Origin of the sequence: Photobacterium proteolyticum, assembly GCF_001939735.1 — a bacterium.
Taxonomy (GTDB): domain Bacteria; phylum Pseudomonadota; class Gammaproteobacteria; order Enterobacterales; family Vibrionaceae; genus Photobacterium; species Photobacterium proteolyticum.
In genome coordinates, this window is record NZ_MJIL01000075.1 from 1 (window position 1) to 15,372 (window position 15,372).

Below are 15,372 nucleotides of genomic sequence, written 5' to 3' on the forward strand. Positions count from 1 at the left end.
GGTGTAGTTCAGGTTAGGGGCTGTCCCCGAAAGGGTGCCGTTTGAAGGTGCGCCAACACTGTAGCTAGCAATTGTACCGTCAGAATCTGTTCCGGATAACGTTATGACTTTAGCAGTATCTTCTGCCAAAGAAATAGTCTGAGCATAAGCTGTTGGCAATTTATTTATGTTTTGTATGGTGACATTAACGGTAATCGTATCTGTACCACTATTACCATCACTTACTTCTACAACAAAGCTGTCGGCACCATCATAATCTGTATCAGGGATATAGCTAATTGCTTTTGAAAGGCCTGTACCCGACGCGCTGGCCGTTCCATGCGATCCCTGTGAGTTGATCGACCAGGTTAAGGGGTCGGCGTCAGCATCGGTTGCAGTTAGGGTTAATGAAAAAGCCGTTGGTGTGCCATTTTCACTCATGGTTACTGCTGTCGAAGTACCTTGAGAAATAACGGGGTCAGAATTTGGCGTCGCTATCGTTATTCTTGGTAAAGGGCTCCAATCGTCTACCAGAGCCCCGCCGCTACTAGATGTTCCTATAAAAGAAAATGTATGTACTCCTTCGGTTGTAGAGTTTGTTACCCCCGTCAAGGTGACTTTAATAGTAGAGCCTGCGGCAACATCTTCTGTAATAGTGATCCAACGGTTTCCATTCCACGCATTACTATTTGCACACGTTTTTTCCACACCATTGACTTTAACTGACAACTTTTGACAAGTACCAAGTTCCCAGACTGCTGGATCATCAACAATGTAAAAACCCGAAGGAAAAGAGACGTAAAATACCTGATCCTTATCCGCAACCCTCAGGTCAGTTTCTGTTGTATAAGTAAAGGTATAAGTAGCTTTTACGCCAGGAAGAGTATCACTAACCGTAATACTGGCATTGGATAATGTTCCAGCCATTGAAGGCAAAGAAACAAAAATAAAAAATAAGGTCGCAAAAAACCTCATTCCGACATAAAACAAATTTTGCATGATGTTATTTACCTGCTGCAAACATAAAGCGCAATAATGGCCCTTTAAAAGCTGGTTAAGATGATGTTTTAATTTTATAAAGTCAATAGTTTATTTTTGTTATAGTTAAATAACTTCCGGCAAAGCCGGAGGCTTATGTGATGAGGCTTTGTTGCTTAATTCAGAGAGAAGGTATGCCTGCCCTATTGTGCTTGACTCTTAAACGATATACTGAGTTTCAGGCATACCTAACCCCGTAAGCTTGTTCAATGCTTTGATCATTGCGTAAGTCTCACCAACCTGAGCGTTGTAGTTCCTCAGGCTTAATTTCCCACCTAACAACTGTTTTACTCGATACATTGCTTTCTCTGATAGTGATCACACATGACTATTTACCCTGATGTAATTATCAGTTTGGCCTATATGTTTTGCCATGATGCAGAGCGTGGGGTTGTTGCTGGCGGCAATCTTGAGGGCCAGGGCACAAAAATGTCGGTATGGTTTTTATCGCCCTTCTTATGATTGGTCAGTTACATAAACTTTTATGTTGTCGCCGCCCGACCTGCCATATGTCAGGATCGGGCATACATCCCCATCGGAGAGAATTCATGAATTTTGTCACTCTTATCGAAAGTCTGATCAGCCTCTGCCAACTTCCTGACAACCGGTTTTACCCGGCGTGCATTATTCTTTGCCTGATCTTGCTCTTAGGTTTGGCGCTTGCCCTGAGATAGGCCGCCAAGGGCGGTTTACTTGTATTTTGCCTCAGCGTAGCCGTTGGTCACTGCAGCCTGGGAACGAGATGGGGCGGGACTTCTCAATTAATCATTAGATAGTTATAGCGCCTCCCATTTCGTGCGGTGGACTGATCATATGAATAAGCCCGCAAAACTTTGAAAGCTTTGCGGGCTTAGTGATTATTTTAGGCAGACTTACTTGTTTAGCTGTGCGGCATGAAAACGCAGATGCTGCTCAATAAAGCTGGCAATAAAGTAGTAACTGTGATCATAACCATCATGGCGATACAACTCTAACGGATAGCCACTAGCTTCAGCAGCTGCATTCAGCATTTCCGGTTTTAGCTGCTCGGTCATAAAATCATCGGCTTCACCCTGATCAACCCGTGCAGGCACAAACTCAGTTGCCTGGCGCATTAGTAAGCAGGCATCATACTCAGCCCATTTGGCCGTGTCCTTACCTAAATATGCAGCCAAGGCTTTCTTGCCCCATGGGCAATTAGTCGGGTTACTTATTGGGCTAAACGCCGACACTGACTGGTAACGTTCAGGGTTGCGCATAGCAATAACCAAGGCACCATGGCCGCCCATTGAATGGCCAGAAATCGCGCGCTGATCGCTGACAGGGAACATAGACTCGATCAGTTGTGGCAGTTCATTAACCACATAATCGTACATTCGGTAATGGCGGTTCCATGGTGCCTGCGTCGCATTCACATAGAAACCGGCCCCCTGTCCCAAATCGTAACCTTCATCATCCGCGACACCTTCCCCACGAGGGCTGGTATCCGGTGCAACAATGGCGATGCCCAGTTCAGCGGCGATGCGCTGGGCCCCAGCTTTTTGCATGAAGTTTTCATCGGTGCAGGTCAGCCCGGACAACCAGTACAATACCGGTACTTTCTTACCATTAGATGCCTCAGGCGGCAGAAAGATGGCAAACCGCATGGTGCAGTTCAGGGTTTCTGACTGATGACTATATTGCTTATGCCAGCCATCAAAGCTCTTGTTTACACTAATATTTTCAATTGTCATCTTACTGCCTTAACGTTGCCCCAGTTGTTTATGCTACCGGGGCAACATAATAATTATTATTTGTCGAAATGGATAACTGTACGGATGCTCTTACCTTCATGCATCAAATCGAAAGCTTTATTAACATCCTCCAGCCCCATAGTGTGAGTAATAAAGTCATCCAACTTAAACTCACCCTGCATGTAACGTTCAACGTATTCCGGCAGCTCAGAGCGTCCTTTCACACCACCGAATGCTGAACCACGCCATACACGACCAGTTACCAATTGGAATGGACGAGTAGAGATCTCCTGACCAGCACCGGCAACACCGATCACAACAGATTCACCCCAGCCTTTGTGGCAGCATTCCAGCGCAGAACGCATCACATGCACGTTCCCGATACACTCGAATGAATAGTCAACACCGCCGTCAGTTAATTCAACGATCACGTCCTGGATTGGCTTGTCATAGCTTTTCGGGTTGATACAGTCTGTGGCACCTAGTTTACGAGCCAATTCAAACTTACTTTCATTGATGTCGACAGCAATGATCCGCTCGGCTTTCGCCATAGCCGCGCCAATGATGGCCGACAAACCTATGCCGCCCAGGCCGAAAATAGCAACAGTTGCGCCTTCTTCAACTTTGGCTGTATTCATCACGGCACCCATGCCGGTAGTCACGCCACACCCAAGCAAGCAGACTTCTTCCAGTGGCGCTTCTGGGTTGACTTTCGCCAACGAGATCTCAGGCAGTACCGTGTACTCAGAGAAAGTCGAAGTACCCATGTAGTGATAGATAGGTTGACCATCTTTATAAAAACGCGTAGTGCCGTCTGGCATCAAGCCTTTTCCCTGAGTGTCACGGATTTTCTGGCACAGGTTTGTTTTACCTGATTTGCAGAATTTACACTCACCACATTCCGGGGTGTAAAGCGGAATAACGTGATCGCCTACGCTAACGCTAGTTACACCTTCACCAATTGATTCAACGATACCGCCGCCTTCGTGACCAAGAATGCAAGGGAAAATCCCCTCCGGATCATCACCAGACAGAGTGAAAGCATCTGTATGACAAACACCCGTTGCAATCATTTTTACACGTACTTCACCTTTTTGTGGAGGCATTACATCCACTTCTTCCATAGACAGTGGCTGGCCTACAGCCCAGGCTACAGCTGCTTTGGATTTAATAATCTGTGCTGTCATCGAACTATCCTGTATTGATTACATCTCACGGGGCGAGATTGCCGCCGTTTTGATGCAAGCATTATATTAGAAGGAATCACGCTGATAATCCCACGTAGAAACAAATAGCTTTTACCACCGTGTAATAATATGCCGCTTTTCTTGGCTTTATCACTTTATAATATTGAACTGATCGAGATGTACTATTAACGTTGTCCAGAGAAATACTGAGCAATAAAACGGCTCCCGATTTGATCAACAGGTAGACATCGGCTAATAGCAAAAGCTCTTTTCTTTCAGTTCAGGCGACGGTGAATATTCCAATAAGTCATGCCAACTACCCCTCCGCCAATGATATTACCAAGAGTAACAGGGAGTAGATTATTAATGATGAACAATCCAATCGTTAGATCTGCAAATTCTGCCGGGCTGCGGCCTGTCTGTGCCCAAAATTCCGGGCTAGCAAAGACTTTAATCACAATACCCATTGGGATCATAAACATATTTGCAATACTATGCTCAAAACCACTTGCAACAAACATGGCAATCGGCAGTAACATCACCATGACTTTATCGGTGGCACTGCGACATGAGAATGTCATCCAGATCGCAAGACAAACCATAAGGTTACACAGCAGCCCTAATATAACGGCCTGGCCAAAACTGTGGTGCAACTTATGCTGAGCAATTGTCATGGCATTTATACCCCAAGCACCATGACCAGCCATATGTTGCTGAGCAAACCAGATCATAGCAACAAAAATTAAAGCACCGACCATATTACCAAGGTATACGGTAAGCCAATTACGTAGCAGTTGATAGGTTGTGATCCGGTTACTGGCACGGGCAATCGTAATTAAAACCGAAGAAGTAAAGAGTTCACCACCACAAATAACGACCAAGATAAGGCCAAGACTAAACGCCAACCCACCAATGATCTTTGATATACCGTAAGGCATATCATTAGTACCGGTAGTTACCGTTGTATAAAACACAAAGGCTATAGAAATAAATACCCCTGCTGTAATAGCGAGATAAAAGGATTGGCGAGCTTTTTTTGTTGCTTTATAGACACCTACATCTTCGGCTTTTTTAGCCATTGTTACCGGCATCAATGCATCAAACGGGTTATTTTCTGTTTTCACTGCGGAACTATTTTAAGTTAAGTTTTGCGGGAAATTTCGCAGCCTAAGCTATGCGAAATACAATATAAGTAAATAGATTACACTTAAGGTTGTCTCCGTTAGGAGGCAACTGGCTTAACGTTACTTTTACATTACCTTTTGTAGATATTCATGATTTCTTCAGTGGATGCCTTTAGCACAATCATGTGAAGAACCACCACCAAAAGAAATCACAACGTCACACTCTTGATCTTTAAGTATGCTCAATCCATCTTCAATGTTCTGTTCAGTTGGATTAGGCTTTATCTCATCAAAGATAGTGAATTCAACATTGTAAGCGTCTAATTCCTTGGGCAGGCTATCGATCAACTTGATACCGACTAGTCCTTTGTCTGTGACAATAAGGGCCTTTTGGAAGTTTCTCGCCTTTAATTCAGGGCCTAAGTCTTTAATGGCTCCTTTACCCACTTATGGCATTGATAGCATGTAAAATACAGTGCTCACTTTCATTACCTCATATTTATATAAAAAGGGAAAAATCATCTAGAATTCGAAGTTAATGACCTGACGAATTTACACGTTACTCTCTGAATGAATTTTGACGTTTCTTCTTTATTAATTACGTTGCCATCGCTTCAGTAAGCTCAATTTTATTAATAATCACAACAAACATAATCCCCGAGAACCACAAATGTCTTTTACCGTACAGAAACAATCGACAGCATGATTTATGTCACACCGCGCATAATTTGTTACTAGTGAGGCTTTGGGGAAATAAAAAAAGTTAAAATACTTATGGCTGTTGTGAGCATGATAACAAACAGGAATAAAGCGAAAAATGCCCTTTTATATCAAAGAAATAGAAAACAACCCAATGAAGAAGAATAAGTAAGTCGGAGGTGGCTGACTTTTAATGTAATCAAACAGAACACACAAACTCCCCTAACGGTACCTCTAGATATCAATAAGCCACGCAACAGTATCATTATCGTATTAGCCACAAAATAACGCTAAGTTCTCTCTATTGTTATTTTTATAAAAAAGCTATAATCACGAAATATTTTAGCGCACTATTAAATGGTGGTAACAATGTTTGGTTGGGAAGGGGTAAGCGAGTTTGTTGCCGTGGCTGAAACAGAGAGTTTTACCGGCGCATCGAAACGGCTGGGAATATCTACCGCACAAGTAAGCAGGCAAGTCAGTGCGCTAGAGGCTAGGCTAGCTGCCAAGCTTTTTTACCGTACTACTCGCAAGGTCTCGGTGACCGAGGTAGGGCGTGTATATTATCAGCATTGCAAGCAGGTGTTAGATGGGCTTGAAGAAGCGGAACGTGCAATTACTAACCTACAAAGCACTCCCAGAGGTCTGCTGAAAATTACTGCTCCTGTTACTTATGGCGAAAGGACGATCGCGCCTTTAATCAACGATTTCATGGTGAAGTACCCTGAACTGGAAGTACAGTTGCAATTATCTAATCAGAAGGTAGATCTCATTGATGAAGGCGTCGATTTAGCTATTCGCCTAGGCAAGCTGGATGATTCAACGATGATGGCCAAACGCCTTGGATCTCGTACACAATATGTATGCGCCTCACAAGAATACCTTGCAGCCTTCGGTGTACCTCACTCATTGTCAGAGCTGGAGCAGCATAACTGCTTACTGGGAACACTCGATTACTGGCGTTTCCAGGAGAACGGCAAAGCACGCAATGTCAGAGTTAAAGGCAACCTGCACTGTAACAGTGGCCAGGCCCTTGCCAATGCTGCACTAAAAGGAATAGGCATCGTCCAGTTGCCGGACTATTATGTTCAGCAGTATATCGACAGTGGCAAGCTGCTCTCTCTGCTCGACCACCACCGTGAGCAGGATGATGGAATCTGGGCGCTTTACCCGCATAACCGCCACTTGTCACCCAAAGTGCGAATGCTGGTCGATTTCCTAGCCGAGCAATTGGCTTAAGCTTTTCCCTGACCGGAAAAGAGCCTCTATCGCTTCATTTCATCTATCGTCCAGCAGACTCTGCGAACCGAAGGCCCCTACGGCGATGAAGGCTTGATCTACCAGGCCTATCACCCGCTGCCAAAGTTTGGCGACTATTACACCCTGATTGGCAGCTGGCTGGTTGATGACAAAGCGGGTGGGATCTCAATAACAATCAGTGAGCCGATAGAGCAATATCGTTCAATACGGATCGCGAGACTCAATTTACCCTGAGGATTCTTTGTTATCTCGGGGTTTCATTATGCTTTCCGTTTTTTTTTCAATGATTGTCTTTGCTCTGGTTGGTGCGGTTTCACCCGGCCCGGTCAATATTATCGCAGCCAGTACCGGGGCACACTCAGGTTACCGCAAAGCCCTGTCTCATGTGTTAGGTGCCACTATCGCATACACTTTGATTGTCTTTCTCTGCGGTTTGAGCCTTGAACGGGTATCGACACGCCTACCCGAAATAATGAACATCCTGCGACTGCTGGGAGGCGGTTTCCTGCTCTACATGAGCTTCAAAATTGCCACCGCAACCGGGACTGGGAAACACTCCCAGCAACACTATACCCCGCCAACCTTTACCGAGGGCGCTTTATCACAAGCCCTCAACCCCAAGGCATGGCTGGTCGCCATGTCCGGTATTAGCTTATTTGTATTAAATCACTCGCCCGCAGTGCTATATTTATTCAGCTTTACGGCGGTTTCATTTATCGCCTGCTTCGCGGGTGTATCGGTATGGGCGGCGGCGGGTAACTACATCGGTCACTACCTATCAACCACCAAAAGACAAAGCGTCTTCAATATTACGATGGGTGCGCTCTTGGGCGGGTCTGTCATGTCCATGCTGTTGGGGCACTAGGGAAAGAAAACAACAGGGCGAGGAAAATGCAATGAAGCAAGATGATACGGTTTTTCTGACACAATGTAAGACGCTGCCTTGGATCGAGATCCGCCAGGCCTCTCAAACCAGTGCCTGCTATCACTCTCATTCACATGACGAGTTCTCTTTCGGCGTGATTGACAGTGGGTCGGCACAATACATCAACCAAAAGGTCAATAATCGTATCGGCGTCACCAACACCGTAACAATCAACCCCGGCGATATTCACTCGTGCAACCCTGATATTGGCGAATGGTCTTACCGAATGCTGTTTGTCGATACCAGCTGGATAGGACAGCTTCAGTCAGAACTACTCAACCGAGATGGCGCAGATTATCACCCTTTCCTGAATCATTACGAAACAGCGCCGGATCTCTTCCAGCATTTTGATTCCTTATATCAATCACTGCTCAATGAACCTAACCCACTTACCGCCGAGAGTGAATTAATCCTCTATTTGGCGCGCTGTTTCAACCTCCATAGCATCAAGGCTCCCAAGCGAGAACAACATCCTCTGCCCCATCTTACCCGAGTAAAGGAAATGTTGCTCGACCAGCTTGATAGCAACCTTCCACTGGAAGAGTTGGCAACTGAGGCAGGCCTTAGCCGCTATCACCTGATCCGCAAATTCAACCAGGTATATGGTCTGTCGCCCCACGCGCTACAGTTAGATGCAAGGGTCAAGAAAGCCAAGGCCTTGCTCAAAGCCGGCAATTCATTAGCAGAAACATCAGCTCAGCTCGGCTTTGCCGATCAGGCTCATTTTCAACGCCATTTCAAAAAACGCCTCGCGGTGACACCCAAACAGTACCAGTCATTTTTTGTTTGATCTGATTGGGTGTTTGGGAAATAGACATTAATCCAACGCCCCTAAGCCCGTCGCATAGATAATCTGGAAAGTACCAGTGCCTCTACGGTACATAGTATTAGCCCGATCCAGATAAACCCGAAACTAACGACTTTCACCTGATCCAGCACTTCACCAAAAATGAATACCGCCAATACAAACTGCAAGCTGGGCTCGATATACTGGGTCAGGCCAATCATAGTCAAGGTTGTTCGCTCCACCGCCAGGGCAAAAAATACCAACGGCAACAAGGTCACTGGCGCAGCACCAGCATAAAGCCAGAAAGTGTTCATATCACCCGCTAGCACTGTCGAACTCCCATCCATGAAGCCAAACACCAGATAGCCCAGCGCAAACGGCATTAATAATGTCACTTCAACGGACATCGAAGTCAGTGAATCGAACTGGATATATTTCTTGATTAAGCCATAAAGCGCAAAGAAGCAGCCCATCACCAGTGACAACCAAGGCAACTCACCATAGAAGTAGACCTGATAGCTAATACCACAGACGGCAAGGACCACCGCCGCTTTCTGCGCCCAGGTGAGCCTGTCTTTCAGAAACAACACGCCAAAAGCAATAGAAAACAGCGGGTTGATAAAATACCCGAGACTGGCCGCCAAGACCTGGTCATTGGTTATTGCCCAGGTAAAGGCATAGAGTGAAACACAATTCAGAATTCCGGCGATAAAGCACAGGCACAGTGACCGCTTGTTCTTCATCGCGTTGGAAAAAGTCAGGCTGGGTATCTTCAGGCACTTAAGAATCAGTAACATTAACGGCACCGAGAAGATGATTCTCATTGCAATCAACTCATTCGTATCCGCCTGAGGTGTAAACTGAAAGTACAGAGGTAACAACCCCCATAATACAAACGCGATGGTCGCGATCACATTACCGTTTACTCGAGCAAACATAATACCCACCCTGCCACTGAAAACATCAAACAATAAATTTGTTCAGCAAGGTTTCTTGCTGCTGAACTTTCGAGACCTGTTCATTCATTTGCAGAGATGATTCATGGGCCCGATCCGACACTTGCTGGGACAGATCTTTTATCTTGATCGTATTGTTATTGATTTCTTCAGCGACCAAACTTTGCTCTTCAGCCGCCGAAGCAATTTGCAAGTTCATATCAGAGATCTGAATAATGGATTGCTTAATTTGGTGGAGTGAATCACCGGCTTCCAATGCCTTCGACACGGCCTCATCGGTCAGCACTTTGCTTTTTTCCATCACACTGGTAGCTGAACGAGCCCCGGACTGAAGCTGGGCAATCATGCTATGGATTTCTGTTGTCGACTGCTGGGTACGCTGTGCCAATGTCCGGACTTCATCCGCCACAACGGCAAAACCGCGTCCTGAGTCACCGGCACGGGCAGCCTCTATTGCAGCATTAAGTGCCAGCAAGTTAGTTTGGTCGGCTATCTCATTAATCACCGAAAGAATCGACTCAATATTACCCGTTGCACTTTCTAAGTCCTGAACAACAACAACCGTCTCATCTATTTGCTTAGCCAGAGTACTGATAGCATCGGTTGTATGAGATACAACACTCACACCATCTTCTGCCGCTTTGTCCGCCTCCTGAGCCGCCGCAGCAGCCCCTTGTGCATTACCGGCAACATCTGAAGACGTCGAGGCCATCTCATTCATAGCCGTTGCCAACTGCTCGACTTCCGCGAGTTGATTAGTAATATCCGTCGCGGTCAACGTGGCACCCTGAGTCGTAACTTCAGCATCAGCACCAATTTCAGCGCCGAGGAGCTTGGTCTCTTGAATAAGGTGCTGTAACTTGCCGGTGAAAGCATTAAAGTTCTGGGCCAGCTCGGAAAACTCAATATCTGTATTAGTATCTAAGCGGTGAGTCAGATCTCCCTGACCGGAAGCCACATCTTTCATAGCCTCGCTTAATACCCCCAATGGACGCATAAAGTACCTAAGTACAAAAATCAGTGCGAGAACGGCAATAAAGACAAAAGAAACGGTCATAACCATTGATGACGAGCGCAGCTGAATAATCGATGAATAAGCTTTTTCGTAATCAAGAATGACACCGATATACCAGTCTTGACTATCAATAGGAGTAAAATCGATATAGGTAGGCTTACCTTTATAATCAATGAGTTTGTAGTTTTCGCTGATGCCATGATCACCAATGAAAGCGTTCAGGTTCTTGCCAACCAGCTTCTGATCCGGATGAGAAACAATCGTCCCATCCTTATTCACCATAAAGATATACCCGGCATCAAATAATGAAATCTGATTGATGGTGTCAGAAAGAAGGTCCAAGTTCAGATCATAAAAAATAGCAGCCTCAAACTGCCCCTCGTTATAAACAGGGGTAGCAATCGACACTAGAATACTCCCCGTATCCCCCATATAAGGAGCCGTGATAATAGTTTTACCTTCATTTTTGGCCCGTCGGTACCATGGACGAGATCTCGGATCGTACGAACTGCCCGGTTGCCAATTAATATCGTTACTCTGTATCCGTCCATCGGCTTCAAAACCCATACCAATCAGAGAAAAAGCATTCTTGGCGATAGGCTTGTTGATAACACTGGCAATATGTCCGGTAGAAACTTCATCTTCGATCATTTGAGCGGTATAGGTCGCCAATTGTGACTTAGACACAATTTCATTGTCTACAGTCGCTTTCACACCATTTACAATTTCTGTAATGCTTTGATGAATTAACGGCTCGACTTGTGACTTTACCTGTCGGTATTGTTGAAGAGATAAAACTGACAGAGCAACAAACACAATAACGGATGATATAAAAACCACCTTGTGCTGAAATTTAATTTTCATAGTATCAATTCTTAACGGTTATTGTTTATATGTTTCTAGATTATTACCTAGGAAATTTAACCACATTGTTTGCGCGAGAATCTGACCATATCAGAATATGTTGGTAATAATTCTTAAGCAGGAGGATACCTATGCTAAAAACAGCAAACATAAATATAATAAGATAACTACTCTCTTTTACATCGGAAGATGAAAAACAGAGTAATAGCCCAATACCAATACCGACAGAACTGAGTAGCTGAAGCATTGGATAGGAAAGGTGGAAAAAACATTTAAGGTTGATCATAAATGAAAACAACCCTTTTTTTAGTAATTTCAAAACAACCACCATCTACTTATCAGTACACTAGATATGCCACCGTATTAACTACTGCACCGCGATATATTTTTTACGAGCAATTTCTCAATGGTTGAAAATGACTTTTCGAGTTGTACTGAAACTGCCTATATCAAAAAAACATAGCTAACAATGAGAAAAGCTATGCCCACGGATGATGAATAGTTATCTGGCACCAAATACAGACAGCAGCTTGTATATTTACAAACTGCTGCCGATAGACTTTAAGAAAGGAGTCCTGAGCTGTTAATGCTTATCCTTTATTTAACTGCTGCTCGACCAGTGTCTGCCAGTAGTTAACACCTGTCATCAGAATATTATCATTAAAGTCATAATATGGGTTATGAAGCGCAGTGCCACCACACTCACCCTGACCATTACCTACCAGGATATAGCACCCTTTCACTTCACGTAGCATGAAAGAGAAGTCCTCACTGATCGTAAACGGCTCACAGTTTCCATTCACGTTCTCTGCACCAACAACAGCCTCGGCAGCCTTAATGGCGTGAACCGTCTCTTCCGGCGCATTGATAGTAGACAGGAAGCTATTATTGAAGTGGTATTTGTAGTCAACGCCTGCCGACATACACTGCCCGGCGGCAACACGTTCAATGGCTTTTTCTATCTTATGCAACGCTTCATCCGTATAACTACGGGTATCGCCAGTAATTTTTACCTGAGAAGGAATAACATTCACAGTGCCGTTGGTAGCAAACTCAGTAACTGAAATCACCGCAGTTTCATTTATCGCACTCAAATTACGCGAGACTATCGTCTGCATGGCCGTAACAATCTGTGCCCCGACGACAATCGGATCTGTGCCCATGTGCGGCATCGCAGCATGGCCACCGGTTGCGATAACATCAATCTCAAAACTGCTTTCGCTGGCCATCAGCGAGCCAGGCCTCGTTACTATCTGCCCCTCAGGGATCCCCGGCAAGTTGTGCATGGCATAAATGGCATCCATCTTCCAGCGTGTGAACAGACCATCTTCAATCATGGCTTTGGCACCCGTGCCACGCTCTTCATCCGGCTGAAAGATAAAATAAACTGTACCATCAAAGTTCTTACTTTGAGCTAACTGGTATGCCGCACCAAGAAGCATAGCCGTATGGCCATCATGACCACAGGCATGCATAGCACCTTCATGTACAGACGCATGGTCAAAGGTGTTCGCTTCACAAATGCGTAATGCATCCATATCCGCTCGCAAGCCAATTGAACGGTCGCTATCGCCGCACTTCAGAATACCCACGACGCCTGTTCCACCAATACCGCAATGAACCTCAAGTCCGAACTCTTCCAGTTTCTTGGTCACAAACTCTGACGTTTTATACTCTTCCGTACCAAACTCAGGATGTTTATGTAGGTGATGACGCCAGTTGATAACGTTCTGCTCAATGGTCATTATTCTTCTCCGACAAAATCGCGCAGCAGTACTTTGCCGCTGCGCATCTATTAATTAAGCTTCTTGAGGTTTAAGCGTTTCTTCTTCAGTTTCTGGTTCAGTTGTTTCAAATTTGGTGAACACATATAGCGCTACAACAATGAGAGAAACAATAATAGTTTTACCCAGCGCCATTTGCTCGCCAAGTGTGACAACTGCAACCAGGTAACCCACTAGCGGCATTAAGTTCAGTGCCATGGTTGCTTTTTCCACACCAATACGTTTGAAAGCAAATAACTGAATCAGGTAACTACCACCAGAAATACCTGTGCCCAAGAAGATCAGCAAGCCAATGAGCAACGGACTAGACATAATGATGGTAATTTGGGAAAGGTCCAGCCCCATTGCGACTACCACAATAATACCCAGTACTGCGACAGAGATGTACTGATAAAGCATTGAAACAACAGAGCCGTATTTATCTGCCAGACTTGCACGTAAGTGTGCCGTCCAGGCAAGTGCCAACATAGAGCAGGTGACATACACATAGCCCAATAGCGGCGTCCCACCTTCAATAGTATTAGTCGGGCCAACGCTCATAGCATAAATACAAACGGCTGACGCAATAAATGCACCCCATTGGATTTTGTTCATTTTAAAGTTCATGAACATCATGCCAAAGAAAACAGTTGCAAATGGCTGCATCCCCTGGATAACACCATTCTCTGTCGCGCCAATGTGAGATAAAGAGAGGAAGTTAAACAGCGAAAATACACCTTGACCGACAATCCCGCACAGCGCAATTTTCAGGTAATCTTTTTTCTCAATCTTTAAAGAAGAGCCTAAATCCTTGCTGAGGCTTTCACTGCGGGATGTAAAGAAAAAGATAATAGAGAGACCAATTACAGCAGTTACATAACGGAAAAATACCAGTGTCATTGGATCAACCGCCATCGACAACGGCTTAGATACAACCCCGGTAACACCCCAAATTACGGCTACCGCGATGGCAGCAACCCACCCCAAAAATATATCTTTTTTAGTTATATTCATGATACATGCCTACAAAATCATTATTGTTATTCATGACAACAGGCAGTACACAATATGTACTGCCTCATGTTTTATTTCTTTTATTCAGTTACAGTTTTTGGTTCTGCCGCTGTTTCTTTATGAGCGAACTTCATAAATAGCATCATAGAAACAACAACCACAGCCATCGCAAGTAAGCGCATCGGCGTTACCGCTTCACCCAGTGCAAAGACAGCCAGTACAAACGAAGACAGAGGCATCAGGTTCAACGCCATGCCGGTACCATCAACACCAACACGCTCCATTGCGTAGATGTACACGAGGTAACTTGTACCTGAGATACCAACACCAAGAATAACGATACATAGCATACGTAGCGGCGAGCTGAAGATACCCAGCGCTGAAGAGAAATCAGCACCTGAGAACATCAGATAAACACCAAAGCCGATAGAGGCGAAAATGAACTGGTGGAACATGGTTGCAACAGAGCCGTATTTTTCAGCCAGTTTCGCACGAGCATAAGCTGTACAAGAGAAGCTTGCAGCACTACCAAGACAGATAAGGTGACCGATGTTGAAACCATTTGTTTCCGAGTTCGGATCCATAACCAAGATAGCAACACCGACAAATGCGCCGACAGCAGCCAGCATTTGTAGGATGGTAAAACGGGCATTGTGACGGAAGAAGCCGACGGTCAGGATCAAGATTGGAATCAAGCCTTGAATAACGCCATTTTCTGAAGCCGTAATATAATCTAGTGACAGGAACGACAGGTAACTAAAGGCACCCTGACCAATGATGCCACAGGCCGCAGCCCAGAACACATCACTGCGGTTATCCCACGTTAACTTGAAGTCTGCCTTTTTCTTCATCTTGCCGGTTGATAGACCAACATTAAAGACAATACCCAAAGTAATGAAAGCAACAGTGTAACGAACCCATACCAGTACCTGCGCATCCATCACTTCCATAATAGGTGTACCGACAATCCACGGTATACCCCAGAGCAATCCGATAAAGATCGCTGCAATCCAACCCTTCACTGTGTTACTCATGATCTAATCCTTTCT

At 45.0% G+C, this 15,372-nt stretch carries 13 protein-coding genes and 2 pseudogenes; 4 read left to right on the forward strand and 11 right to left on the reverse strand.

Annotated features, from left to right (window positions below; translation table 11 throughout):
• The 6 genes and pseudogenes from BIT28_RS12965 to BIT28_RS12990 all read right to left on the reverse strand — a co-directional run.
• Window positions 1–978, reverse strand: a 978-nt coding sequence (locus BIT28_RS12965; protein WP_175577527.1) for an Ig-like domain-containing protein, incomplete at its 3' end; no start/stop codon positions are given.
• Between the two features lie 198 nt (window positions 979–1,176).
• A pseudogene (locus BIT28_RS12970) lies at window positions 1,177–1,335 on the reverse strand (IS5/IS1182 family transposase); the annotation flags it as partial.
• A gap of 554 nt (window positions 1,336–1,889) precedes the next feature.
• Window positions 1,890–2,729, reverse strand: coding sequence for an S-formylglutathione hydrolase (gene fghA, locus BIT28_RS12975; RefSeq protein WP_075764328.1), 840 nt, complete (start codon window positions 2,727–2,729; stop codon window positions 1,890–1,892).
• A 56-nt stretch (window positions 2,730–2,785) separates the two neighbouring features.
• Entirely contained in the window at window positions 2,786–3,916 is a 1,131-nt protein-coding gene (locus BIT28_RS12980) for an S-(hydroxymethyl)glutathione dehydrogenase/class III alcohol dehydrogenase (protein ID WP_075764330.1), read from the reverse strand.
• Between the two features lie 275 nt (window positions 3,917–4,191).
• Window positions 4,192–5,007 (reverse strand): formate transporter FocA, encoded by an 816-nt coding sequence (gene focA / locus BIT28_RS12985; RefSeq protein ID WP_075764665.1) that lies wholly within the window; start codon window positions 5,005–5,007, stop codon window positions 4,192–4,194.
• A 192-nt stretch (window positions 5,008–5,199) separates the two neighbouring features.
• Entirely contained in the window at window positions 5,200–5,487 is a 288-nt protein-coding gene (locus BIT28_RS12990; RefSeq protein WP_075764332.1) for an iron-containing alcohol dehydrogenase, read from the reverse strand.
• Window positions 5,488–6,108: 621 nt separating this feature from the next.
• Here BIT28_RS12990 and BIT28_RS12995 point away from each other — a divergent pair.
• From BIT28_RS12995 to BIT28_RS13010, 4 genes and pseudogenes are all read left to right on the forward strand, one after another.
• Window positions 6,109–6,978, forward strand: coding sequence for a LysR family transcriptional regulator (locus BIT28_RS12995; protein ID WP_075764334.1), 870 nt, complete (start codon window positions 6,109–6,111; stop codon window positions 6,976–6,978).
• A 63-nt stretch (window positions 6,979–7,041) separates the two neighbouring features.
• Window positions 7,042–7,233 (forward strand): annotated as a pseudogene (locus BIT28_RS13000) (glutathionylspermidine synthase family protein); the annotation flags it as partial.
• Between the two features lie 28 nt (window positions 7,234–7,261).
• Entirely contained in the window at window positions 7,262–7,864 is a 603-nt protein-coding gene (locus BIT28_RS13005) for a LysE family translocator (RefSeq protein ID WP_075764336.1), read from the forward strand.
• Window positions 7,865–7,895: 31 nt separating this feature from the next.
• A complete protein-coding gene (locus BIT28_RS13010) occupies window positions 7,896–8,714 on the forward strand; it encodes an AraC family transcriptional regulator (protein ID WP_075764338.1) in 819 nt (272 codons plus the stop codon).
• Between the two features lie 41 nt (window positions 8,715–8,755).
• Here BIT28_RS13010 and rarD read toward each other — a convergent pair whose 3' ends face one another.
• The 5 genes from rarD to BIT28_RS13040 form a co-directional block, all read right to left on the reverse strand.
• Window positions 8,756–9,649 carry an EamA family transporter RarD gene (rarD, locus tag BIT28_RS13015; protein ID WP_075764340.1) on the reverse strand — a complete coding sequence of 298 codons (894 nt, stop codon included), beginning with the start codon at window positions 9,647–9,649 and terminating at the stop codon, window positions 8,756–8,758.
• 25 nt (window positions 9,650–9,674) lie between these two features.
• On the reverse strand, window positions 9,675–11,540 hold the full coding sequence (locus tag BIT28_RS13020) for a methyl-accepting chemotaxis protein (protein WP_075764667.1): 1,866 nt from the start codon (window positions 11,538–11,540) through the stop codon (window positions 9,675–9,677).
• A 596-nt stretch (window positions 11,541–12,136) separates the two neighbouring features.
• Window positions 12,137–13,291 carry a M20 aminoacylase family protein gene (locus BIT28_RS13030; RefSeq protein ID WP_075764342.1) on the reverse strand — a complete coding sequence of 385 codons (1,155 nt, stop codon included), beginning with the start codon at window positions 13,289–13,291 and terminating at the stop codon, window positions 12,137–12,139.
• Between the two features lie 54 nt (window positions 13,292–13,345).
• Window positions 13,346–14,323 (reverse strand): DMT family transporter, encoded by a 978-nt coding sequence (locus BIT28_RS13035; RefSeq protein WP_075764344.1) that lies wholly within the window; start codon window positions 14,321–14,323, stop codon window positions 13,346–13,348.
• 80 nt (window positions 14,324–14,403) lie between these two features.
• Window positions 14,404–15,357 (reverse strand): DMT family transporter, encoded by a 954-nt coding sequence (locus tag BIT28_RS13040; RefSeq protein ID WP_075764346.1) that lies wholly within the window; start codon window positions 15,355–15,357, stop codon window positions 14,404–14,406.
• Between the last annotated feature and the right edge of the window lie 15 nt (window positions 15,358–15,372).

Bases quoted from the DNA above. Each gene is read 5' to 3' on its own strand.
- BIT28_RS13030 (WP_075764342.1), bottom strand. From the start codon at position 13,291: ATGACCATTGAGCAGAACGTTATCAACTGGCGTCATCACCTACATAAA.
- rarD (WP_075764340.1), bottom strand. From the start codon at position 9,649: ATGTTTGCTCGAGTAAACGGTAATGTGATCGCGACCATCGCGTTTGTA.
- BIT28_RS13040 (WP_075764346.1), bottom strand. From the start codon at position 15,357: ATGAGTAACACAGTGAAGGGTTGGATTGCAGCGATCTTTATCGGATTG.
- focA (WP_075764665.1), bottom strand. From the start codon at position 5,007: ATGCCGGTAACAATGGCTAAAAAAGCCGAAGATGTAGGTGTCTATAAA.
- BIT28_RS13010 (WP_075764338.1), top strand. From the start codon at position 7,896: ATGAAGCAAGATGATACGGTTTTTCTGACACAATGTAAGACGCTGCCT.
- BIT28_RS13035 (WP_075764344.1), bottom strand. From the start codon at position 14,323: ATGAATATAACTAAAAAAGATATATTTTTGGGGTGGGTTGCTGCCATC.
- BIT28_RS12980 (WP_075764330.1), bottom strand. From the start codon at position 3,916: ATGACAGCACAGATTATTAAATCCAAAGCAGCTGTAGCCTGGGCTGTA.
- fghA (WP_075764328.1), bottom strand. From the start codon at position 2,729: ATGACAATTGAAAATATTAGTGTAAACAAGAGCTTTGATGGCTGGCAT.
- BIT28_RS12995 (WP_075764334.1), top strand. From the start codon at position 6,109: ATGTTTGGTTGGGAAGGGGTAAGCGAGTTTGTTGCCGTGGCTGAAACA.
- BIT28_RS13005 (WP_075764336.1), top strand. From the start codon at position 7,262: ATGCTTTCCGTTTTTTTTTCAATGATTGTCTTTGCTCTGGTTGGTGCG.